Source organism: Pandoraea sp. XJJ-1, assembly GCF_026802345.1.
Lineage (GTDB): Bacteria > Pseudomonadota > Gammaproteobacteria > Burkholderiales > Burkholderiaceae > Pandoraea > Pandoraea cepalis.
In genome coordinates, this window is sequence record NZ_CP113827.1 from 4,896,610 (window position 1) to 4,919,584 (window position 22,975).

18 protein-coding genes and 1 pseudogene are annotated in these 22,975 nt (G+C 62.9%); 10 read left to right on the forward strand and 9 right to left on the reverse strand.

Annotated elements, in window-relative coordinates; translation table 11 throughout:
• The first annotated feature begins 270 nt into the window (after window positions 1-270).
• Window positions 271-1,791 (forward strand): acetaldehyde dehydrogenase ExaC, encoded by a 1,521-nt coding sequence (exaC, locus tag OYT13_RS22600; protein WP_268566971.1) that lies wholly within the window; start codon window positions 271-273, stop codon window positions 1,789-1,791.
• A gap of 193 nt (window positions 1,792-1,984) precedes the next feature.
• Entirely contained in the window at window positions 1,985-2,665 is a 681-nt protein-coding gene (locus OYT13_RS22605; RefSeq protein ID WP_017234629.1) for a TetR family transcriptional regulator, read from the forward strand.
• 157 nt (window positions 2,666-2,822) lie between these two features.
• Here the strand turns inward: OYT13_RS22605 and OYT13_RS22610 are convergent, their stop codons facing one another.
• From OYT13_RS22610 to aroQ, 3 genes are read right to left on the reverse strand one after another with little or no spacing between them, the layout of a single operon-like run.
• On the reverse strand, window positions 2,823-4,175 hold the full coding sequence (locus OYT13_RS22610; protein ID WP_268566972.1) for an MFS transporter: 1,353 nt from the start codon (window positions 4,173-4,175) through the stop codon (window positions 2,823-2,825).
• A 22-nt stretch (window positions 4,176-4,197) separates the two neighbouring features.
• On the reverse strand, window positions 4,198-5,073 hold the full coding sequence (locus OYT13_RS22615) for a shikimate dehydrogenase (protein WP_017234627.1): 876 nt from the start codon (window positions 5,071-5,073) through the stop codon (window positions 4,198-4,200).
• A gap of 2 nt (window positions 5,074-5,075) precedes the next feature.
• Window positions 5,076-5,537, reverse strand: coding sequence for a type II 3-dehydroquinate dehydratase (gene aroQ / locus OYT13_RS22620; RefSeq protein WP_017234626.1), 462 nt, complete (start codon window positions 5,535-5,537; stop codon window positions 5,076-5,078).
• A 322-nt stretch (window positions 5,538-5,859) separates the two neighbouring features.
• On the opposite strand from aroQ, the gene OYT13_RS22625 reads away from it, so the two are divergent.
• Both OYT13_RS22625 and OYT13_RS22630 read left to right on the forward strand, forming a co-directional pair.
• Window positions 5,860-7,749, forward strand: coding sequence for a bifunctional sugar phosphate isomerase/epimerase/4-hydroxyphenylpyruvate dioxygenase family protein (locus tag OYT13_RS22625; RefSeq protein ID WP_261939671.1), 1,890 nt, complete (start codon window positions 5,860-5,862; stop codon window positions 7,747-7,749).
• 74 nt (window positions 7,750-7,823) lie between these two features.
• On the forward strand, window positions 7,824-9,002 hold the full coding sequence (locus OYT13_RS22630; protein WP_442796434.1) for a porin: 1,179 nt from the start codon (window positions 7,824-7,826) through the stop codon (window positions 9,000-9,002).
• A 109-nt stretch (window positions 9,003-9,111) separates the two neighbouring features.
• On the opposite strand, the gene OYT13_RS22635 is transcribed toward OYT13_RS22630, so the two are convergent.
• Window positions 9,112-10,614, reverse strand: a complete 1,503-nt coding sequence (locus OYT13_RS22635; protein ID WP_268566973.1) for a sigma-54 interaction domain-containing protein — start codon at window positions 10,612-10,614, stop codon at window positions 9,112-9,114.
• Between the two features lie 335 nt (window positions 10,615-10,949).
• Between OYT13_RS22635 and OYT13_RS22640 the strand changes: the two genes are divergently transcribed.
• From OYT13_RS22640 to OYT13_RS22650, 3 genes are all read left to right on the forward strand, one after another.
• Complete coding sequence (locus tag OYT13_RS22640) at window positions 10,950-12,350, forward strand: GntP family permease (RefSeq protein WP_017234621.1); 1,401 nt, start codon at window positions 10,950-10,952, stop codon at window positions 12,348-12,350.
• A 12-nt stretch (window positions 12,351-12,362) separates the two neighbouring features.
• Window positions 12,363-13,139, forward strand: a complete 777-nt coding sequence (locus tag OYT13_RS22645) for a 3-hydroxybutyrate dehydrogenase (protein WP_268566974.1) — start codon at window positions 12,363-12,365, stop codon at window positions 13,137-13,139.
• A 127-nt stretch (window positions 13,140-13,266) separates the two neighbouring features.
• On the forward strand, window positions 13,267-13,683 hold the full coding sequence (locus OYT13_RS22650) for a cupin domain-containing protein (protein WP_017234619.1): 417 nt from the start codon (window positions 13,267-13,269) through the stop codon (window positions 13,681-13,683).
• A 27-nt stretch (window positions 13,684-13,710) separates the two neighbouring features.
• On the opposite strand, the gene OYT13_RS22655 is transcribed toward OYT13_RS22650, so the two are convergent.
• The gene (locus OYT13_RS22655; RefSeq protein ID WP_286798284.1) at window positions 13,711-14,871 is read right to left on the reverse strand and encodes a methyl-accepting chemotaxis protein; all 1,161 of its coding nucleotides are present in this window, start codon (window positions 14,869-14,871) and stop codon (window positions 13,711-13,713) included.
• Between the two features lie 898 nt (window positions 14,872-15,769).
• On the opposite strand from OYT13_RS22655, the gene OYT13_RS22660 reads away from it, so the two are divergent.
• Both OYT13_RS22660 and OYT13_RS22665 read left to right on the forward strand, forming a co-directional pair.
• Window positions 15,770-16,444 carry a phosphoribosyltransferase gene (locus OYT13_RS22660; RefSeq protein WP_017234617.1) on the forward strand — a complete coding sequence of 225 codons (675 nt, stop codon included), beginning with the start codon at window positions 15,770-15,772 and terminating at the stop codon, window positions 16,442-16,444.
• On the forward strand, window positions 16,444-17,760 hold the full coding sequence (locus OYT13_RS22665; RefSeq protein WP_268567922.1) for an erythromycin esterase family protein: 1,317 nt from the start codon (window positions 16,444-16,446) through the stop codon (window positions 17,758-17,760). Before OYT13_RS22660 ends, OYT13_RS22665 begins: the two co-directional genes overlap by 1 nt.
• Window positions 17,761-17,954: 194 nt before the next feature.
• Here OYT13_RS22665 and OYT13_RS22670 read toward each other — a convergent pair whose 3' ends face one another.
• From OYT13_RS22670 to OYT13_RS22685, 4 genes are all read right to left on the reverse strand, one after another.
• The gene (locus tag OYT13_RS22670; RefSeq protein ID WP_268566975.1) at window positions 17,955-18,743 is read right to left on the reverse strand and encodes a sulfite exporter TauE/SafE family protein; all 789 of its coding nucleotides are present in this window, start codon (window positions 18,741-18,743) and stop codon (window positions 17,955-17,957) included.
• 40 nt (window positions 18,744-18,783) lie between these two features.
• Window positions 18,784-20,451, reverse strand: coding sequence for a bifunctional protein tyrosine phosphatase family protein/NAD(P)/FAD-dependent oxidoreductase (locus OYT13_RS22675; protein WP_017234614.1), 1,668 nt, complete (start codon window positions 20,449-20,451; stop codon window positions 18,784-18,786).
• Between the two features lie 83 nt (window positions 20,452-20,534).
• The gene (locus OYT13_RS22680; protein WP_017234613.1) at window positions 20,535-20,729 is read right to left on the reverse strand and encodes a YgaP family membrane protein; all 195 of its coding nucleotides are present in this window, start codon (window positions 20,727-20,729) and stop codon (window positions 20,535-20,537) included.
• Between the two features lie 17 nt (window positions 20,730-20,746).
• The gene (locus OYT13_RS22685) at window positions 20,747-21,622 is read right to left on the reverse strand and encodes an MBL fold metallo-hydrolase (RefSeq protein WP_026132073.1); all 876 of its coding nucleotides are present in this window, start codon (window positions 21,620-21,622) and stop codon (window positions 20,747-20,749) included.
• A gap of 216 nt (window positions 21,623-21,838) precedes the next feature.
• Between OYT13_RS22685 and OYT13_RS22690 the strand changes: the two are divergent.
• A pseudogene (locus tag OYT13_RS22690) lies at window positions 21,839-22,973 on the forward strand (sigma-54 interaction domain-containing protein); the annotation flags it as partial.
• Window positions 22,974-22,975 lie beyond the last annotated feature (2 nt).

A 22,975-nucleotide genomic window follows, 5' to 3' on the forward strand; every position in this document is an offset into this window, starting at 1 on the left:
ATCTCGTAGTCGTTCCCGAAGCATGTCCCATGCCGGAGGCGATTGCAATGCGGTATGTCAATCGATGGCCATTGGGCGATTGCCTGTCATGAGGATGAGACAACCGTGTCATGGCACGAGACAACCCTGTCTCGGATTCGGCACACATCGCCCGTTGTCGAACCGGCGTCTGGCCCGTGAATCGGCGACCGGCCCCGGGTGGCCCGCGACTTGCTTATTGCCCTGTGTGGCCGCCGCGCCACCGACACGACAATTATCCGGAGACACACCATGCGATACGCCCCGCCCGGCACCCCCGGTGCCCTGCTGACTTTGCAGACGCGCTACGAGAACTACATCGGCGGCAAGTTCGTTCCGCCCGTGGAAGGCCGTTATTTCACCAACACATCGCCCGTCACCGGCGGTGTTATCGGAGAGTTCCCACGCTCCAACGGGGCGGATATCGAGCTGGCGCTCGATGCGGCACACGCGGCGGCGCCCAAATGGGGGAAGACGTCGGTGCAGGCGCGCTCGCGCATTCTGTTGCAGATTGCCGACCGGCTCGAAGCGCACCTCGAACGGTTCGCCGTGGCGGAGACGTGGGACAACGGCAAGCCGGTGCGCGAGACGCTCGCGGCGGATCTGCCGCTGGCGATCGATCACTTCCGCTACTTCGCCGGTTGCATTCGCGCGCAGGAGGGCACCGCCGCCGAGATCGACGAGCACACGGCCGCGTATCACTTTCATGAGCCATTGGGTGTCGTCGGCCAGATCATTCCCTGGAATTTCCCGCTGCTGATGGCCGCGTGGAAGCTCGCGCCGGCGCTCGCGGCCGGAAACTGCGTGGTGCTCAAGCCTGCCGAGCAGACGCCGCTCTCGATCACGCTGTTCGCCGAGCTGGTCGGCGATCTGCTGCCGCCCGGCGTGCTCAACGTCGTGCAGGGCTTCGGCAAGGAAGCCGGGGAAGCGCTGGCGACGAGCCGTCGCATCGCGAAAATCGCGTTCACCGGGTCGACGCCGGTCGGTGGCCACATTCTGTCGATGGCGGCGGCCAACCTGATCCCGAGCACGGTCGAGCTGGGCGGCAAGTCGCCGAATATCTTCTTCGACGACATCATGCACGGCGAGCCGGCGTTCATCGAGAAGGCGGCCGAAGGTCTCGTGCTGGGCTTCCTGAATCAGGGCGAGGTGTGCACGTGTCCGTCGCGGGCACTCGTGCAGGAATCGATCTACGAGCCCTTCATGGAAGTGGTGATGTCGCGGGTGGCGCGCATCAAGCGCGGCGATCCGCTCGATACCGACACGGCCGTCGGCGCGCAGGCGTCGCAGCAGCAGTACGACAAGATCCTCACGTATCTCGATCTCGCCCGCAAGGAAGGCGCACAGGTGTTGACGGGCGGGGGCATCGAAGCGCTGGGCGGACCGCTGGCGTCGGGCTTTTACATTCAGCCGACGTTGCTCAAGGGCGATAACCGCATGCGCGTATTCCAGGAAGAGATCTTCGGCCCGGTCGTTGGGGTGACCACGTTCCGGGACGAAGCGGAAGCGTTGGCGATCGCGAACGACACCGAGTTCGGCTTGGGCGCCGGGGTCTGGACACGCGACATCAATCGCGCGTATCGCATGGGCCGCGGCATTCAGGCCGGACGCGTGTGGACCAACTGCTACCACCTCTATCCGGCGCACGCCGCGTTCGGCGGGTACAAGAAGTCCGGTATCGGCCGCGAGACGCACAAGATGATGCTCGATCACTATCAGCAAACGAAGAATCTGCTGGTGAGCTACGACGTCAATCCGCTCGGCTTCTTCTGAGTCATCGGGCGATGTGCGACGCATGGCGCGCTGACCCGCGCGCCATGCGATGAGCCGGCAGAACAGGCAGCGATCGAGGCGCCGCTGTGCCGGACGCTCAAGGGATTGCAGGCATCGACGACGCTGGCGACACGGGGCGTTGGCCGAGATTGTTGCGTGCTAACATTCTCATTTTCGTTGCCAGCCAATAGCTATGAAGCGCGCGGTGAAATCTGAGAGTCCGGGGTCTGTCGCGGCGGCGCCCGCCGCCGACGGCCGGCGCAAGTACGATGCCGAACAGACCAAGCAGAACATTCTGGATATCGCGACGCACGAGTTTTCCACGATGGGTCTGTCGGGCGCGCGCGTCGATGCGATCGCCGAGCGCACGCACACGACCAAGCGCATGATCTATTACTACTTCGAGAGCAAGGAGAAGCTGTATGAAGCCGTGCTCGAGAAGGTGTACAGCGACATCCGCGTACTCGAGCAGGCACTGAACGTCGATGCCATGGATCCCGCCGAGGGCATGCGCACACTGGTCGAGTTCGCGTTTGATTACCACGATAAGCATCGCGACTTCGTGCGCCTCGTGGCCATCGAAAACATTCATCAGGCGAAGTACGTCGAGCAACTCAAGACGTTCAAGAACCGCAACGCCACCATCATCAACACGCTGGAATCGTTGCTCGCGCGCGGCACCGCGTCCGGCGAGTTCCGCGCGGGCATCGACGCGGTCGACCTGCACCTTATCATCAGCTCGTTCTGCTTCCATCGCATTTCGAACCGCTACACATGGGCGGCGGCCTTCGGGCGAGACCCGTCTCACGCGCGCTTGCGCACGCAGCATCGCGACACGCTCGTCGACGTCGTGCAGCGTTACGTCGCCGCCTGAGCGGTAGCATCGCGCGTACAGTTAATCGCCCGGCCATCGCGCGAATCACACGACGCCAATTGCGCACTCGCTCGATTCGATCCGTGGTCGAAGACATGCGAAACGCCCCGGACGCCTTGACGGCGTGCCGGGGCGTTTCATTGGCGTGCCACGTCGATCAGCTTGCCAGATCGATCCGCTTGATGTCCCCCACCACGAAGATGTAGGACAGCGCGCCGATGATCGCGATGGCGCCGATGAGCGTGAGCGCCCAGACGAACGATCCGGTTGCGGCGACGATGAAGCCGATCACGAGCGGCGTCACGATACCGGCGAGGTTCGCCGCGAAGTTGAAGATACCGCCCGTCAGGCCCAACAGGTGCTTCGGCGCGATGTCCGAGACCAGCGTCCAGCCCAGCGCCGCCATGCCTTGCGCGAAGAACGCTACCGACAGAATCGCGATGACGACGGCATTGTTGTCGACATAGTTCGCCGCCACGATGCTCGATGCGCCCAGCAACCCTGCGATGATCGGCAGCTTGCGGGCCACGTTGGCCGAGAGGCCACGACGCAGCAACCAGTCGGACAGCGAGCCGCCGAACATCACCCCCACCGATGCCGCGATGAACGGCAGGATGGCGAAGAAGCCGATCTTGAGCCAGCCCATGTGACGCTCGGTCGCCAGGTACGTCGGGAACCAGGTGAGGAAGAACACGAGCGTCGAGTTGCCCGCGAACTGGCCGATACAGATGCCGAGCAACTGGCGGCGACGAATCAGCTGACCGACCGTCTTCCAACTGAACGGCTGCCGTTCGACGGCAACCGCCGGCGTGGCCGCTTCATCGCCGCGAATGTAGGCCAGCTCGGCGGCGTTGGCCCCCGGGTGATCCTGCGGTTCACGGTAGAAACGCCACCACACCAGCCCGAACAACACCCCCGCTACACCCACGGTGATGAACAACACGCGCCAGCCGAAGGCGCCCGTGATGGCGAAGAGCACCGGCGAGAAGAACGCCAGGCCGATGTATTCGCCAACGGTATAGGTGCCGGTCGCCATCGCGCGCTCGGTCTGCGGGAACCATGTGGCAACGACGCGGCTGTTGACCGGGAAGCAAGGCGCTTCGACCAGCCCCAGTCCGAGCCGGCAGGCGATCAGCCCCGACAGTCCGGTGACGAGGCCATGCGCGAGCGTGCAGATCGACCAGAGCGTCATCGCCAGGTAGTACGTAATCTTGCTGCCGAAGCGGTCGAGGAACATGCCGCCCGGTACCTGCGCGAGCACATAACTCCACGAGAACATCGAGAACACGATGCCCATGACGGCGGCCGACAGCCCCAACTCCTTGGTCAGCTGCGGTGCGGCAACGCCCAGCACCGTGCGATCGAGGTAATTGATCATGGTGCCGATCGCCAGCAGCGCGAGAATCTTGTAGCGCGCGTTGGTTCGTTTCGTACCGGCCGCCACGTTCGGGCCGCCCTTCGCTCGTGCTTCTACGCCTTGAGATCCGGCGCTTTGTGATGGGTAAGACATGTCTCCTCCTAGGGAAAGGGTATCAGCTCGACAGCAGACTTCGGAAGTGATTGAGCATTCGATCGGGATCCGGTGCCATCCGCGTAAAGATCTCGTAGGCATCCACCGCCTGGAAGACGGCCATGCCGCCGCCGTTGAGCGTGCGGCAGCCCACCGACCGGGCGGTACGGATCAGTTCGGTTTCCAGCGGGAAATACACAATGTCGGCCACCCACATCGCGGCGCGCAGCAACGTCGCCGGAATCGGCATGCCCGGTAGCTTGGTCATGCCGGTGGGGGTCGCGTGGATCACGCCGTCGGCCGCGTCCAGCGCCTGTGCAATGCTGGTGACGGCCAGCACGCGCGCCTTCGGGAAGCGCCCCGCGAGATCCTGCGCAAGGTGGTTGGCCTTCGCGGCGTCGACATCGAACACACGCAGCTCCTGCGCGCCAAGCTTCATGGCGGCATGACCGACGGCGCAACCCGCGCCACCGGCGCCGATCAGCGCCACGCGCGCCATCGCCACGTCGCCCGGCATGCCTTCGCGGAATGCACGGTAGAAGCCCGACCAGTCGGTGTTGTGGCCGATCCGGCGCCCGCCTCGCAACACCACCGTGTTCACGGCACCGAGCGCTTTCGCGTCTTCGGACAACTCGTCGAGCTGCGCGATGATGGCCTGCTTGTACGGATACGTGACGTTGAAGCCATCGTAGCCCGCCGCCTCCAGCGCCTTCACCGTGGCCGGCAGGTCCGCGGCGCCGCGCCCGAGTTCCGCCATATCGATACGGCGATAGACATACGACACGCCCATGCGGCGCGCCTCCTCCTCGTGCATGGCCGGGGACATCGAGGCACCGATGCCGTCGCCGATGAGGCCGATGAGCCACGACTTCGGCTCGACTCGCAGATCGTTCTTCATACTCACTCCGTCGCGTCGCCCAGCAGCTTGGCCAGGTAGCGCAAGCCATACTCGTAACCGTCGGAGCCCGCGCCGCAAATCACGCAGCGCGCCACCGCGGACACATAGGAACGATGGCGAAACGCCTCGCGCTGGTGCACGTTCGAGAGATGCACCTCCACGACAGGCAGATCGGATGCGCGCAACGCGTCGCCAATGGCGACCGACGTATGCGTGTAGGCGGCGGGGTTGATCACGATACCGTGCGCTTCGACACGGGCCTGATGAATCCAGTCGATGATCTGGTGCTCGGCGTTGGATTGATGGAAACGAATGTCCACGCCCAGTGCGTCGCCGACGCGACGGCATTTCGCCTCGATATCGGCAAGCGTCTCCGAGCCGTAGATGGTCGGCTCACGCGTTCCCAACATGTTCAGATTTGGCCCGTTCAGCACCCATACCGACGGCCTCATTCCATTCGACATCCCTTCACTCCTCTTCACGTTACCTGCTGGCGCGACACCCTCCAGCACTCAGGGGGGAGGGTCGGGGCGGGTCGCCATTCGGCGGCACAGCACCGATTCACGCTCATCAGGCCACCGATTCTGAGAACAAAAACGTCGGGCGTCATCTGGGGTTAACTATAATTTTAACCATCTAGTTAGTTACTATAATTTGCCTCACAACCGTTACATCAATTGGATTACCTTTAGTTATGCATGATCTAACTGGTGGGTATAACCAATCATCGATCATCGAATCACGTAGCTTTCAGCCCCGCCATGGGGCGATCGGATCGCACCGCGCATGAAGACATCCATTGCCACCGTATCGCTGTCGGGCATGCTTCCGAGCAAGCTGACGGCCATTGCCGCCGCCGGCTTCGACGGCTTCGAACTGTTCGAGAACGACCTGCTGTACTTCGACGGCGCACCCAGGACGGTGCGCTCGATGGCCAGCGATCTCGGGCTTGCGATTTTTCTGTATCAGCCGTTTCGCGACTTCGAAGGCGTGTCGCCGACCCAGTTGGATCAGAACCTCGAGCGGGCGCGGCGCAAGTTCGACGTGATGCACGCGCTCGGGGTCGACACGATGCTGGTGTGCAGCAATGTGTCGCCGAACGTGATTCGGGACGATCGCCTGGCGATCGATCAGCTTGGCGCGCTTGCGGAACTCGCCCGTCAGGCCGGCATCGTCATCGCCTACGAGGCGCTTGCCTGGGGCGCCCATGTCAACTCGTATCGCCACGCCTGGCAGTACGTGAAAGCGGTGAACAGCCCGCACCTCGGGCTCGGGCTCGACAGCTTCCACACCTTGTCCATCAGTGACGACCTCGCCGACCTGGCATCGATCCCCGGCGAGAAGCTGGCCTTCCTGCAGGTCGCCGACGCGCCGCTGCGCAAGATGGACGTGCTCGAATGGAGCCGCCATTACCGCTGCTTCCCCGGCCAGGGCGACCTCGATGTGACGCGCTTCGTCGCCACCGCGCTGGCGGCAGGCTATCGGGGTCCGCTGTCGCTGGAGATTTTCAACGACGGATTCCGGGCTGCCCCGGCCGAGTCGACCGCCAAGGATGGCATTCGCTCGCTGCGCTATCTCGAATCCCAGGTGCGCGATGTGCTGGTCGACGACAAGGCGACGCGCGGACTCGACACGCTGACGAGCCTGCCCCCGGCCCCGGCGGCCATCGACCTTCAGTTCCTGGAATTTGCGGTGGATGCGAACGCGCGCGCCACGCTCACGACGTGGCTCGAAAAGCTCGGCTTCCTGCGCATGGGCCGCCATCGCTCCAAGGATGTCACGCTGTTTCAGCACGGCCGCGCGTCCATCATCCTCAACGCCGAGTCCGATTCGTTCGCCAGTGCGTTCTTCATGCACCACGGCGTATCGCTGTGCGCATCGGCCTTTCGCGTGCCGTCGGCGCACGACACCGTGACGCGTGCGACGCAAGTCGGCTACGCGCGCTTCGAAGGACGCGTGGGACCGAACGAGCGCAATGTGCCCGCCGTGCTCGCCCCTGACCAGAGCCTCTTCTATCTCGTCGACGAGTTGCCCGATGCGCCGACACTGTTCGAGTCCGACTTCCATCTCACAGACATCGACGGGCCGACTCAGACCGGCCCGATCACGGCGGTCGATCACGTGGCGCTGTCGGTGCCGGGCGGCTCGCTCGAACGTTGGGCGCTGTTCTTCCGGTCGGTGTTCGGATTCCAGGCGGAGCACAGCGTCGTGTTGCACGATCCTTACGGGCAGATCCAGAGCCAGGCGATCCGCAGCCATGACGGATCGGTGCGCATTGTGCTCAACGCGTCGGTCGATCCGCGCACGATCCACTCGGAGACGATTTCCGCTTACAAGGGCTCCGGGCTGAACCACGTGGCGTTCCGCACCGACGATATCGCCCTGGCGGTTCGTCGATTGGAAGGCGACGGCGTGCCGATCCTGCGAATTCCGCAAAGCTATTACAACGACATTGCCGCGCGCTTCGGCCTGAACGAGGCGTTCGTCGACACCCTGCGCAAGCACAACATTCTGTTCGACCGTGATGCGAGCGGCGGCGAGTTCCTGCACGCCTATACGGCGCAAGTCGATCACCGCTTCTTCTTCGAACTGGTCGAGCGGCGCGGCGGCTATGACGGCTACGGCGCCCCCAATGCGTCCGTGCGGTTGGCCGCGCAGTCGGCACTGCGTAGCTGAGTGCGGCGTCGCGCAATCACTGGGTTCCAGAAAAACAAGCACCACCCACGTCAATCACCAAGAAGGAGACACACATGAGGAATGCACGTCAGTGCAGGCGCGCGGTCGCACTTGCGGCCGGGATGACGATTGCCGGCGCGGCCGCCGCGCAATCGAACGTCACGCTTTACGGGATGGTCGACAGCGCGGTCACCTACGTAAACAACCAAAACGGCGCGTCGAACGTCTATCTGCGGCAGGGCAATCTTTACGCATCGAAGTGGGGCCTGCGCGGACGCGAGGATCTGGGCGGCGGCACCGCGGCAATCTTCGACGTGCAGGCCGGCTTCGACCTGAACACGGGCGCAGCCGCGAGCGCCGGTCAGTTGTTCAATCGCCAGGCATTCGTCGGCCTGCAGGACAACAATTTCGGCACGGCGACGATCGGTCGTCAGTACACGCCGTATTACCAGTTCGTCGGCCCGCTCACGGGCAGCAACCTGCTGACGGGCGCCACCGGCGCGCATCCGGGCGATATCGACGGCCTCGACACGACGATCCGCATCAACAACTCGATTGTCTACACGACGCCAACGTATGCGGGCCTGCAAGCCAGCGTGATGTATGCGTTCGGCGGCCAGGCGGGCAGCACGGGCAAGGGCAGCACGATCAGCGCGGCCTTGCGTTACGACAATGGGCCGGTGTCCGTCGGTGCGGGCTATTTGCGCCTGAACAATGCGGCCACGACGACCGGGTTCGACAGTGCGTCGACGGGCTCTTTCGGCACGTCCGTGTTGAACCAGGGATATGTCAGTGCGCGGGCATTGGAGCAGTGGGCGGCGGCGGGCAACTATTCGTTCGGCAACTTCGTTCTCGGCGCGAACATCTCGCACGTCACGTATCTGCCTGGCAGCCGTTCGATCTTCACCGACTCGGCGATCTTCAATACGGTGGGCGTGCTGGGCGTGTACAAGCTCACGCCGGCCTTCGACGTCGGCGCGGGCTATTCGTACACCGCCGCGACGAGTGCGAACGGCGTGACAGACAGCGCGCGTTATCATCAGTTTTCGCTGCGTGAGTACTACCGGTTGTCGAAGCGCACGGTGCTGTATGCGCTTCAGGCCTATCAGCACGCGAGCGGGCAGACGCTGGGCAAGAACGGGGCGGGGAACATCATCGCCGCCTCGCCGGCCGTCGGCGACTCGCAGAACCTGACCGGGTCGAGCACGTCCGGCCAGTTCGTCGGCATGCTGGGCATGGCCGTCATTTTCTGATCGTATTGCAACGTCCCCTGCGATACGTTGGAAACAGCCCCGCCGGCGTCACTGCCGGCGGGGCTTTCACACGTTCCGACATTGAACGATCGTCGTTCGGCTGGCGCGGCTACGCGCCGATCTCCAGGAGTGCCATCTTTTTGTACAGTGTGGCGCGCCCGATACCCAATCGCGCGGCAGCCTCCGCGACCCGCCCGCCTGCGGCACGCAACGCGTCGATCAACAGCTGACGCTCGAACGCCTTCATCGCCTCGTCGTATCGCGGCACGTCATCCGCGCCCAGATCGCCGTTCGCCTGACCGACGACCGTCTCCGCATCCGCTGCCCCATCGGGTTCGCTTTGCGCGCCGACGCCGTCGCCAATGAAGCGCGCCAATGAACGCGCGTCGATGCGCCCCCCCTCGGAGAGCAACGCCACGCGCTCGAGCGTGTTGTGCAATTCGCGGACATTCCCCGGCCAGCGATAGGCCCTGAGTCGCCCGATGGCGTCTTCGTTCAATTCCAGATGACCCGCATCGCGGCGCGAACTCAATTTGTCCAGAATCGCATATGACATGGCCTCGATGTCCGACGGACGCTCGCGCAGCGGCGGAACCCGAATCATCAACACGTTGAGGCGATAGTACAGGTCGGCCCGGAACTTCCCTTGTGCGACCAGGTTCGGCAAATCCGCCGACGTGGCGGCGATGATGCGCACGTCCGTCTGGACGACACGGTTCGACCCTATCGGCTCGAATTCGCGCTCTTGCAAGACCCGCAACAGTTTGCCTTGCAGGGATAGCGGCATGTCGCCAATTTCGTCAAGGAAGAGTGTTCCGCCGTGCGCCAGTTCAAACTTGCCCGTTCGGCCTTTACGGTCCGCTCCGGTATAGGCACCGGCCGCTGCGCCGAAGAACTCCACTTCGAGCAGCGCATCGGGAATCGCGGCGACATTCACTGTGACCAGCGGCTTGTCCGCGCGCGCGGATGCGCCATGAATCGCATGGGCCAGCAACTCCTTGCCGGTACCCGTTTCCCCCAACAGCAACACCGGCGAATCGAGCTGCGCGGCGCGACGCCCGAGGCGCTTGGTCTCCAGGCTTGCCGCACTGGTGCCGACAAAACTCGAAAAGCTGTATTTCGCCCGCCGCGCCTGCGCCAGCGATTGACGAGTCGCAACGAGTTCCGACTGCAGTCGCGAGTATTTGCTGAACATCGGCGTCAACGCCTTCAGCTCGTCAAATAGCGCGAACCCCACCGCGCCAATCGTTCCCCCTTGCGAGTCACGGATTGGAAGGCGCGTGACCACCAGCGGCTCCTGCCCGGTTTCGAGAATATCGAGCAAGATTGGCCGGCCCGTCGCCACGACTTCGCGCATCAGGCTATTGGGAATCACGGTTTCGCAATCCAGGCCGATCACCTCGTCTGGATTGGTGAACCCGAAGCGGGCCGCGTAACTTCGATTGATCCAGACAATCCGTGCGTCGCTGTCGACGACGACAGTGCCTTCGCTGGAATTGTCCAGCGTCTCGAACAGCGACTGCATGGCTTGCTTGCGAACGAACCCGTAATCGGAAAGCAAGCCACGCGCCTTACCGACCGCGATGGCGTCCGGATTGTTGGTATCAGTCATCTCGAAATCGTCATTTGTCCATATTTCGAGACGATTATTCCACGAACAGAGACACCAACTCCATCCGTGAAAACGCCTTCCCGGCAATCACGCCAGGCAATTTTCAGCCGTCATTGGGCAAACGACGCTCGCCATCCGTCTCCAAATCGAGACAATCCAACGCCAATTCATCGCGCTTCGTCGGTCGATGCCTTGTGCAACGCAGGCCACGACATGCCGGAGTCCTTCCCGATCAAGGACTTAAGCAACGAAGGCACGGTTATTGCGTAAGCGGCTGCCGGTCGTAAGAACTTCGGCCTGCACAACAACGTGCAGGCAAACATACTGGAGACAAAATGTCGTTTCTCATCGTGCTCGCCGCATTGGCGTTTCTGATGTTTGTTGCGTATCGCGGCTATAGCGTGATTCTTTTTGCCCCGATCGCGGCGCTGGGTGCTGTGCTGCTGATCCAGCCCGACGCCGTTGCACCCGTCTTTTCCGGCATCTTCATGGAAAAGCTGGTCGGTTTCGTCAAGCTCTACCTGCCGGTATTCCTGCTCGGGGCCGTATTCGGCAAGGTCATCGAACTGTCCGGCTTCTCCGAGTCCATTGTTGCCGCTGCGATCAAGTACATTGGCCGCACACGGGCAAACGCCGTGATCGTCGCGGTGTGTGCGCTGCTCACCTATGGCGGCGTCTCCTTGTTCGTGGTGGTATTTGCCGTCTATCCGTTTGCAGCGGAACTCTACCGACAGAGCAATATCCCCAAGCGCCTGATGCCCGGTGCCATTGCGCTGGGGGCATTCAGCTTCACGATGGATTCGCTGCCGGGCACGCCGCAGATCCAGAACATCATCCCGACCACGTTCTTCAAGACCACGGCCTGGGCAGCGCCTGTGCTGGGGGTTGCCGGGGCGGTCTTCATCGTTGTGGTTGGCCTGAGCTACCTCGAGTGGCGTCGCCGCATTGCCGCGGCCAACGGCGAAGGCTACGGCGATTCGCTGCACAACGAGCCCGAGCGCGTGAACACCGAGAACCTGCCCAATCCCATTCTGGCCATTACGCCGCTGGTCCTGGTGGGCGTGGTCAATTACGCGCTCACGAAGGCGATTCCGCATTGGTATGGCGATCGCTTTGACGTGACCCCGGACATTCTTCCCGGCATTCATGCCCCGCTGACGATATCGATCAATGGCGTGGTGGCGATCTGGGCTGTCGAAGGCGCGCTGCTCACCGGCATTCTGCTCGTGCTGCTGACGGCCTTCGGCAAGGTGCGCCACCGCTTCGCGAACGGCACCAAAGCCGCCGTGTCCGGCGCCTTGCTCGCCACGCTCAATACGGCTTCCGAGTATGGATTCGGGGGCGTCATTGCCGCCCTGCCCGGCTTCCTCGTGGTCGCCAATGCGCTCAAGGGAATTCCCAACCCGCTCGTGAACGCAGCGGTGTCCGTCTCGACGCTCGCGGGGATTACGGGCTCGGCCTCCGGTGGCATGAGCATTGCGCTCGCGGCCATGTCCGATACGTTCATCAAGGCGGCGCAAACGATGCACATCCCGCTCGAAGTGCTGCATCGCGTGGTGGCGATGGCCAGCGGCGGCATGGACACGCTGCCGCACAACGGCGCTGTCATCACCCTGCTCGCCGTCACCGGACTGACGCACCGCGAATCGTATCGCGACATCTTCGCGGTGACGTGTATCAAGACGATGGCGGTGTTCTTCGTGATCGCGCTCTATTACACGACTGGATTGGTGTGAACGATGGATTCCATGACGACGCTGAACGGAAAAACCGCGCTTGTCACTGGCTCGACCAGCGGCATTGGCCTGGGTATCGCACGGACACTGGCACACGCCGGTGCCAACCTCATTCTCAATGGCTTCGGCGATGTGGATGCCGCCGTCTCGACGATCGCATCGGAGGGTGCCGAGGTCATGCACCATCCGGCCGACATGCGTAGCGCCGAAGCCATCGACGCCATGTTCGCTGCGGCGCGGGATCGCTTCGGTACCGTGGACATTCTCGTCAACAATGCCGGCATTCAGCACGTGGCGCCCATCGAGACGTTCGACCTCGACAAATGGGACGACATCATCGCCATCAACCTGAGTTCGGCGTTCCACACGACCAGCCACGCGTTACCTGACATGCGCGCTCGCAACTGGGGGCGCATCATCAACATTGCGTCGGTGCATGGCCTCGTTGGCTCCGCGGGCAAGTCGGCCTATGTGGCCGCAAAGCACGGATTGGTGGGGCTGACGAAAGTCACGGCGTTGGAAACCGCGAGGACCGGCGTGACATGCAACGCCATCTGCCCGGGATTCGTGTTGACGCCGCTGGTGCAGAAACAGATCGACGACCTGGCGCTGCGCGACGGCCTTTCTCCCGACGACGCGCGAGCTCGCCTGCTGGGGGAAAAGCAGCCGTCCGGCCAATTCGTGTCGCCCGAGGCGCTTGGCAACCTTGCCTTGATGCTTTGTTCGCCTCTGGCGTCTGAGGTGCGCGGCGCCACATGGGCCGCGGATGGTGGCTGGACCGCGCAATAGGCTTGGCCGGTGGTACGGGCCCTCGCAGACCGAGAGGCGCGATGGGCCCACGTGCTGTGACGTGAGTACAAGGCACGGCGACTTCGTATTCCTAACCCGCAGTTTTCATTGATTTGTCATCGACATCATGAACAGCAACGAAAGCCATTTTTCCCACGTCAAGCCGGGCGACACCGCATTTGTGAGCGGCGGTCTGCGCGACTTCTTCATGTATCGCGACCTTGGCATTGCCGACGCCACCGGCGGCAAAGTCATCGCGCATCTGGTTCGCGCCAATCAGGCACCCGAGGCGGGTACGGGGTGGCATATCCACGGTGCCGATTTCCATATCGTCTACATGCTCAAAGGCTGGGCCAAGTTCATGTATGAAGACAAGGAAACGCTCGTGGAAGCGGGCGATTGCGTGCATCAACGACCCGGCATCCGCCACTTCCTTTTCGACTATTCGCCGGATATGGAATACCTGGAAGTGGTGGGCCCTGCGGAATTCACCAGCGTGGGCGTCGAGGGGCCGTGCGCCGTGCCCGCACCGGCGAAATGGTGACGTTCGCGACGACGCGGCTACACGCGGCTATGCGGCGATGGCAACCGCGAGGTGCGCTGACTCGGTAATCCTGAATGACGAGACCGCGGTTTTGAGCTTGGCCGCCTGGTCTTCGAGCGAGTGGGTCGCCGCGGCCGCCTGCTCGACCAGCGCGGCGTTCTGCTGCGTCACCTGGTCCATCTGCGTGACGGCCTGGCTGACCTGTTCGATGCCACGGCTTTGCTCTTCCGACGCCCCGGCGATTTCGCCGACGATTTCCGTCACCCGCTTGATTGCGCTCTTGATCTCGTCCATCGCGGCGCTGACTTCGACGGCCTGTTGCGAGCCATCCTGAATCGTGGCGACCGACGAGGAAATCAAGTCCTTGATTTCCTTTGCCGCCGACGCCGATCGCTGGGCCAGGCTACGCACCTCACTGGCCACCACCGCGAAGCCACGTCCCTGCTCGCCGGCCCGCGCCGCTTCCACGGCGGCATTCAGCGCGAGGATATTCGTTTGGAACGCAATCCCCTCGATCACGCTCGTGATTTCGGAAATCTTGTTCGAGCTGCCGTTGATTCGCTCGATGGTGGCCACCATGGTTTGCACCGCGTTGCTGCCGGTACCGGCGATGTCCGTGGCGTTCGTAGCCAGTACGTTCGCCTGGCGTGCATTGTCGGCGTTCTGCTTCACCGTCTCGGTCAGTTGCGTCATGCTGGCGGCGGTCTGCTCCAACGACGCGGCCTGCTCTTCCGTGCGCGCGGAAAGGTCGAGATTTCCGGCCGCGATTTCGCGCGTCGCGGTGGCGACCGATTCGGTCGATACATTCACGGCGGACACAGTCGCTTCGACACGACGCATCAACTTGTCGAACGCCACGGCGGCGCGGCCGAACTCGTCCATGCGCGGGCTGGATGAGCGCTTTGACAGGTCAAGGGAGACCGCGATGTCCTCGAATTTTTTGCCCATGCGGTTCAACCCACCGCATACCACGCGGTTCAGATGCACACCGCAATAGATCGCGACGGCACCGCCCATCGACGCCACGGCGATCAGGCTGGTCAGCGACAGGCGGTATGACGACGCCGCGTTCGCGTCGAGGCCCCAGAGCGAGGTGAGCGCCACCAGTCCGACGACCAACATCAGGGTTGCCCAGGCGCCGAAGGCAAGCATCAACTTGAATCGGATCGTGAAGACAAATCGCTGCACTTCTCTTCCTTCGTGAGTGGCGACGCGGCAGCGCCATGAAACGTACCGCCAAGGGAGGCCGTACGGCACAGGCTGATGCTTTTCGACGTGATGTCGCGCGCGCTTGTTTTACCGGAATGCAGGGGGTTCGGCCTTCAGATCAGTCCATACAGGCCTGATATTTCGAAACGCGATCAAGGCATTGCCCCTTGCACTTGCTGTTTACGGCCGGGGTGCAAGATCTTGCATACGCGTTTACCCGAAAACCCTGTCAAAGGTCGGGGGCGTGCGTGGATACAACAGAGACGTTGACCGAAACCATTCGCGTCGTTCCTGCACTGGAGTTCACCTCGGTCCCTAGAGCGCACACGACGTCGATCTACCGATCTCCCGAAGCGGGTCGCTTCATGGTCGGATCGACGGGCGCAGCGGGCCCACGTGCCCAGCCCCGACCACGCGATTTACTTTGGTGGGTTCGCGGAGGCGATGGTCGCGGCGAATCGCGTAATGCGCCCCTGCGTCATTCTTCACTCGGCAAAACGGGGCGAGAAACCCCGATTGGTGAGATAGCTCAGGTCGAGGCCCATCCGATGCGGTGGGCCGCTTCCATTCCCGATGCCCCACGGGTCGCCGGTGTCACGGCTTGCTGGGCGGCACGCTAGCGATCCAGTTTCACACGATCGTCGACGGGGGTCGAGATTGCCCCAGGTTGCATTCAGCGTCGGCAGGGGCGCCTCGTTGTACCACTTTGTTGATCAACCTCAACGATTGCCTCGACCGGACGCCCACAATTCGCCTATGGGGAATCGCGCTCTCGGCGATCGCATCGAGCTTCGTGCCGAACCGCGTACCTCAAAGGGAGCGCCAACGTGGCGAACGCTCCCCTCGGAGCAAGGTCCACAGCCGAAGCGGTGATCTCATGAATTCGTACCGGGTGGGTAACGCGCCGCGATTTAGCGATCGCGCCGAGGCCGGAAGCGTGCTTGCACGACAACTGGCCCCATATGCGGGACGCAGCGACGTGATCGTACTGGCACTGCCGCGCGGTGGCGTGCCGGTTGGCTATGAGGTCGCGCACGCGCTGGGGGTCGAACTCGACGTGCTGGTCGTGCGCAAGCTGGGCGTGCCGCACTATCCCGAGTTGGCAATGGGCGCGATCGCGTCTGGCGGAGTACTTTACCTCGACGAACGAACGATCCGGACCGCCGGCATCACCCAGCCGGAGATCGTCGCCGTACTGAGCGATGAGCGCCGCGAACTGGCGCGACGGGAAGCGTTATACCGCGGGCATCGACCACCATTGAAAATAGAGGGGCGCACCGTCATCGTTGTCGACGATGGCATCGCCACCGGCGCCTCGATGCGCGTCGCCATCGAGGCGTTGCGTACTGGCAAGCCGGCGCGGATCGTTGTTGCCGTGCCGGTCGCACCGGAGGGCACAGCGGAACGACTGGATGGGCTCGCCGATGAATTCGTTTGCCCGCACAGCGAGCGCGAGTTCGGTGGCGTTGGCCGGTTCTATCGGGACTTTGGGCAGACGAGCGACGCCGAAGTACGCGCGCTCCTCGCCCGCGCACATCAGGATGTTCAATGATGCATCCCGCCACAACACCCTTTCTCGCCGTGCGCGAGCTCGCGCAACGGCTCAATGACAACGATGGCGATTACGATGCGTTGCTGGAGATGGCGCACGATCGCGAATTCGTGCTGCTTGGCGAAGCCACGCACGGCACGCAAGACTTCTACCGGATGCGAGCACAGATCACCCGCCGCTTGATCGTGGAGGGGGGATTCGACGCTGTCGCCATCGAAGGCGATTGGCCGGATACCTGGCGCGTGAACTGTTTCGTGCAAGGCGAAGGCGATGCCGATGCGGAGGCCGCACTTGCGGATTTCAAGCGCTTCCCTACCTGGATGTGGCGCAATCGTGAGATGCGCGACTTCATCCTGTGGCTACGTGAGCACAACGCCTCGCTGTCGCCCGAAGCACGGGTCGGCGTTTATGGACTCGACCTCTACAGCATGTACCAGTCGGCGGATGCGGTGATCCGCTATCTTGAGCGGGTCGATCCCGAGCAGGCTGCCATGGCGCGCGATCGGTACGCGGCGCTCGATCACGTGCGCGAGCCTCAGGCGTATGGGTACGCCACTGCGGTCGGCGCCCGGCCGGATGCCCGCGAAGGCGTGGTCGCCCAGTTACTGCAACTGCGGGCCGACGCGCGCCTCCATCTCTTGCAGGACGGCCTCGCAGCGCTCGATGCGCAGTTCTTTGCGCAACAGAATGCTGAAGTTGTCGTCGACGCGGAGAATTACTATCGGTCGATGTTCGGGCGGCGCCTGAACACCTGGAATCTGCGTGATGCGCACATGTACCGCACGCTATCCGCCCTCGCCCGCTATCGTCTACAGCGTGGTGGACGGGGGCGAATTGTCGTCTGGGCACACAATTCGCACCTGGGCGATGCACGCGCGACGGACTCCCATTGGCGCGGCGAGTGGAATCTTGGTCAACTGGTGCGTGAAGCGGCCGGTGCGAAAGCGCTGCTGGTCGGCTTCAGCACCTACACGGGACACGTGTCGGCCGCGTCTCAATGGGACGGCGACGTCGAGCACAAGTGGGTGCGTCCGGCATTGCACGACAGCTATGAATACCTGTTTCACAGCACCGGGCTAGACCGGTTTTTCCTGCCACTCAACGAGGTTGCGGCGGAGCCGCTTTGCGAAGCCATGCTTGAACGGGCGATCGGCGTGATCTATCTGCCTCAGAGCGAACGTGAAAGTCACTATTTCTGGACATCACTCGCCCACCAGTTCGATGCAGTGTTTCATCTGGACGAGACAAGCGCCCTGGAGCCGCTGGACGCGCCGCCGCACTGGCACCGGCGTGAGACGCCGGAGCAGGCGGCCTGAGTGCGATGAGGCGATACAGCGGTACCCGATGCCCGACGTTCAGTTGACTGGCTCGCTACGCTCCCGATAACCGCCACGTTCAACGTATCGGCTTCGCCACGTCGCGCTGAGGCCGCCAGTGCAGAACGCACCACTGTTTTCCGGATTCCGAAAGAGGCGCTCCGACGGATCTTCGCGGAACACCGGGGCAACGCTCAGATCGACTTGGCGATCAGACCGATCGAGACAATCATGCACACCACGGAAAACGCCTGCTTGAGATGGGAGGGATGCCATCGAGTCAGCAGTCTGCCGCCGACCAGCATGCCGGCCACCGCACCTGCCGAGAACGGCAATCCGATCGTGAGATCGAAATGGCCGCCGTAGATGCTGGTTCCGACACTCACCAGCGAGATCAGCGCGATCACAGCCAGCGAGGTCGCGATGACCGAGTGCATCGCCAGATCGGTAAAGCGTTGTAACGCCGGCACCATGACGAATCCGCCGCCCACACCGAGCAGACCGGAGAGCACCCCCGCCACGCCGCCCATCACCGCGAGCCGGCTGGCGCAGCGCGGCGTCCAGACGAAGCGGCCGCTTTTGTCGCGCAAACAAGGGCAATCGGGCTGCACCGGCGCCAGCGACTTGCCGCGGCGGGCTTCCCATAACCCCTTGAGCGCCACCCAAATCATGATTGCCGCGAACAATAGCGTCAGATAGCGGGTATTCATGTGATGCGCCAACCATGAACCCAACGGCGTGAGCACAATGCCAATGGTGGCGATGAGCATTGCCGCGCGATAACGGACGATACCGGCGCGCACGCCCATCCATGCGCCCATGGCAGACGCGATGCCCACGGCCAGCAGGCCGATCGGACCGGCCTCCGGCACGCTCAGATGCCGGCCGAACACCAGCAGCGGAATCGCGAGGATACCGCCGCCGGCGCCGGTCAGGCCCATGATGCAGCCGACGATGGCGCCCAGCAACAGACTGACAGTCATGGCAAAGGATCTCGATGGGTTGTCATGGAACGAGCGCGCATCAGCCGACCATTTCCGGCTGTGCCATCCACTCATGGCCTTTGAGCATGCCTTCCCAATAGAGCGGCGGCAGAATGCGCTCCTTGAGCAGCCACGCCAGACGCGAGGGGCGCGTGCCGTCGATCAGCCAGGAAGGAAAGCTGGGCGCGAGCTTTCCACCGTACTTGAACTCGGCCAGCACGATCTTGCCGCGCTCCACCGTCAGCGGGCACGATCCGTAACCGTCGTAGCGTGCCTGCCCGCGTTTGAGGCCAAGGTTGAAGAGCACGTTGTGCGCCACCACCGGCGCCTGTTTTCGCGCGGCCGCAGCAGTTTTCGCGTTGGGCGAATTACTGGCGTCTCCCAGTCCGAAGATATTGCTGAAGTGCTTGTGCTGCAGCGTCTCCTGATCGACGTCGATCCACCCGGCGGGATCGGCCAGCGGACTGCGGCTGACGAAGTCGGGCGCCGTTTGTGGCGGCACCACGTGGATCATGTCGAACGGAACTTCGATTTTTCCGGCGTCGCCCTGGGCGGATGCCACGCTGAAGGTCGCAATCTTGCGTACGCCGTCGACGGCCGTCAGGTTGTGGCCGAAATTGAGATCGATGGCATAGGACTTCACATACTCCATGAGGGCCGGTACGTATTCCGGCACGCCGAACAGCGCATTACCGGCCGAGAAGAACTTCACGTGAGACTGGTCGAGCACACCGGCGCGTCGCCACGCGTCGCACGAGAGGTACATCGCTTTCTGAGGCGCGCCGGCGCATTTGATCGGCATCGGCGGTTGGGTGAACAGCGCATTGCCGCCTTTGAAGCGCTCGACCAACTCCCACGTGTAGGGCGCGAGATCGTAGCGGTAATTCGACGTCACGCCGTTGCGCCCCAGCGTATCCGTGAGCCCTTCGATACCCTCCCAGTTCAGTTTCAACCCCGGGCACACAATCAACTGCTCGTACTTCACGACCCGGCAGCCGTCGAGCAAGACCGCGTTGCGCTCCGGTTCGAAGCCTGCGACAGCCGACTTGATCCAGCGCACGCCGCGCGGAATCAGCGAGCCCATGACCCTGGCGGTTTGTGCGGGCTTGAATACCCCGCGGCCCACCAGCGTCCATCCAGGCTGGTAGTAATGCACGTCGGCGGGATCGATGATGGCGATGTCGAGGCCCGGCTGGCGGGCCAGCAGACTCGACGCCACGGATATGCCGGCCGCACCGCCGCCCACGATGACGACCCGGTGGGTCGAATCAGCGACAGTGAACGGCGTGGCAGCGGTCTGTGAGATCCGGCGCACCACCGCGCTCAGGTCGTAGCCGCACGCTTCGGCGCGCTTGAGGATTTCGCCGGTGGACAGGCGATCGGCGCGCGAGAGTCCCCACAGCGTCGTGCTTCGCATGCCACTGCGGCAATACGCAAGGATCGGCTTGGGCAACACGTCGAGCAGTTGATCGAACTGCGCGGCCTGTTCGTCGGAAACCCTGCCGGGTGTCACCGGCAAGTAGCGGATTTCCAGCCCTGCCGCCTGAGCCTGCTGCTCCACTTCGCGAAAGCTGGGTTGGTCGGCGGCTTCGCCGTCCGGCCGGTTGCAGATGATGGACTTGAAGCCGGCGGCAGCAATGTCCGGAACGTCGGCAGGCGAGACCTGCGCGCAGACGGACAATTGCGCCGTCAGTTGCTTGGTATTCATGGCGTGTCTCCTCGGTGACTATAGGTGCTTCGGCGTCGGCATTTCGGGGGCAAAGCCGCGCCGGTGCCGTCCGAGCGATGGGGTCAGCGACCCCGTGTCTTGCAACTGCTGATGCCGAACAGCGAGTAGAGCGGACAGAACCGGACCAGCCCGGTGATCGCGGCAATCAGCCCCAGCCACCCCCACCAGCCGATGGTCCCGGTGGCCGCGAGCATCATCAGCACCGCGCCGGCGACGATTCGCAGGCCACGGTCCACACCGCCCACATTGATATTCATGATGGCGCCTCGCGTTTTCAGACAGCGTTAAGGGGAATCTTCAGGTAGCGCACGCCATTGCCTTCCGCAGGCGGCAACTGCCCCGCGCGCATGTTGACCTGGACTGACGGAAGCAGCAGCGTCGGCATGTCCAGCGTCGCGTCGCGTGTCGTGCGCATGGCCACGAACTCTTCCTCGCTGATTCCGTCACGCACGTGAACGTTGTGCTTGCGTTCGTCGGCGACAGTGGTGACGAATTCCAGCTTGCGGGCGTTGGGTTGATAGTCGTGGCAGAGGTAGAGCCGCGTATGTGCCGGCAGGCTGAGGACCTCGTTGATGGAGTGGAACAGCGTGCGTGCATTGCCGCCGGGAAAATCGCAACGCGCCGTGCCGTAGTCGGGCATGAAGAGCGTGTCGCCCACGAAGGCGGCGATCTGGTCGCCTTCCTCGACCACGTATGTGATGCACGCGGGGGTATGCCCCGGCGTATGCATGACGCGGGCTTTCAGATCGCCGATCTGGAAGTGCTCGCCGTGCGCGAACAGGTGATCGAACTGACTTCCGTCGTGCGCGAATTCGCTGCCCGCATTGAACAGTTTGCCGAACACATCCTGCACCTGGCGGATATGCTCGCCAATGCCGATACGACCGCCCAGCTTCTGCTTGAGATAGGGCGCAGCCGACAAATGGTCGGCGTGAGCGTGGGTCTCCAGAATCCACTGCACCGTCGCGCCCAGCGCCTGAACCCGCTCGATAAGGTGGTCGGCGCTGTGTGTCGAGGTCCGGCCGGACTTCGGGTCGTAATCAAGCACAGTGTCGAGCAATGCGCATTGGTTTGTGGCGCGATCCAGCACGATATAGCTGATGGTGCTGGTCGCCGGGTCGAAGTGACCCTCGATATACAAGTTCTCCATGATCTCCGCCTCATGAATCAATCGAATGTCTGATAACTATCAAAATTCGTGCCAACTCACGAAATTCCATTAACCCAATGATTTAAATAATAAAAATTTAGTTCTCGGATGAGACCGAGCGATTTCTGTCGCTCGTGACAGTGCCATTTGGCAGTGGCATACTGCCAAATGGCAGTACTGGCAGTCGTTGCCGGTCGACTATCGCGAGCATCCGCCATGCACCCCGTTCCCGAAGTTCTTCAGGCCTTTCAGGTCCAGGCCCTGATTTCCTATCTCGATCACGAATCCGCGCCCATGATCGTGATGAACACCGATTACGAGATCCTGGCGGCCAATACGGCCTACAAGCGCCAGTTCGCGACGGCAGGAAAGCCTTACGTCGGCCACAAGTGCTATGCGATGTCGCACCATTACGCGGTGCCCTGCGATCAGGCCGGCGAGCATTGCCCTATGCAAAGCGCGCTGATCAGCAAGGGGCCGGATCGCGTTCTCCACATCCACCACACGCCGCGGGGTCCGGAGCATGTCGACGTTGAACTCCGGCCGATCGTGGACAGCCATCATCAAGTCGTGGGATTCGTCGAACGGTTGCAGACCGTAAGACACGCGTCGGTGCAAGCCAGTCGTCAGGGGCTGGTCGGCAAGTCGCCCGCGTTCAATCGCGCCCTTGGCGAACTGCAGCGGGTGGCTACTGCCGAACTGCCGGTGTTGCTGCTGGGGGAGTCTGGCAGTGGCAAGGAGTTGTTCGCGCGCGCGTTGCACGAGGCGAGCCAGCGCTCGCGTGGCCCGTTTGTGGTGGTCGACTGCTCGGGGCTGACCGAAACCCTATTCGAGAGCGAACTGTTCGGCTACGAGAAGGGGGCATTCACCGGCGCGCATACTCGCAAGGCTGGACTCGTCGAGACGGCAAAAGGCGGCACGATTTTCCTCGACGAGATCGGCGACGTGCCGCTGGGGATGCAGGTCAAGCTGTTGCGGCTGATCGAGTCGGGCACCTACCGCCGGGTCGGTTCCGTCGACACGCAACAGGCGGATTTCCGTTTGGTCGCCGCCACCCACAAGCCGCTGCAAACGATGGTGGCCGAAGGCGCGTTTCGACAGGATCTCTATTACCGGATCAGCGCTTTCCCCATTCACCTGCCCGCGTTACGGGAGCGGCGAGACGATATTCCCCTGCTCGTGGAGTCGCTGCTGCAGCGAGGCGGCAAAGAACCCGATCAACGACTGCATACTTCGCCGGAGGCCATGGCGCAACTCGTCCGATACGACTGGCCAGGCAACATCCGGGAATTGCGAAACGTGCTTGAGCGCGCGCGTCTGTTTGCCGACGACGGCGTGATCAGGCCCGAGCAC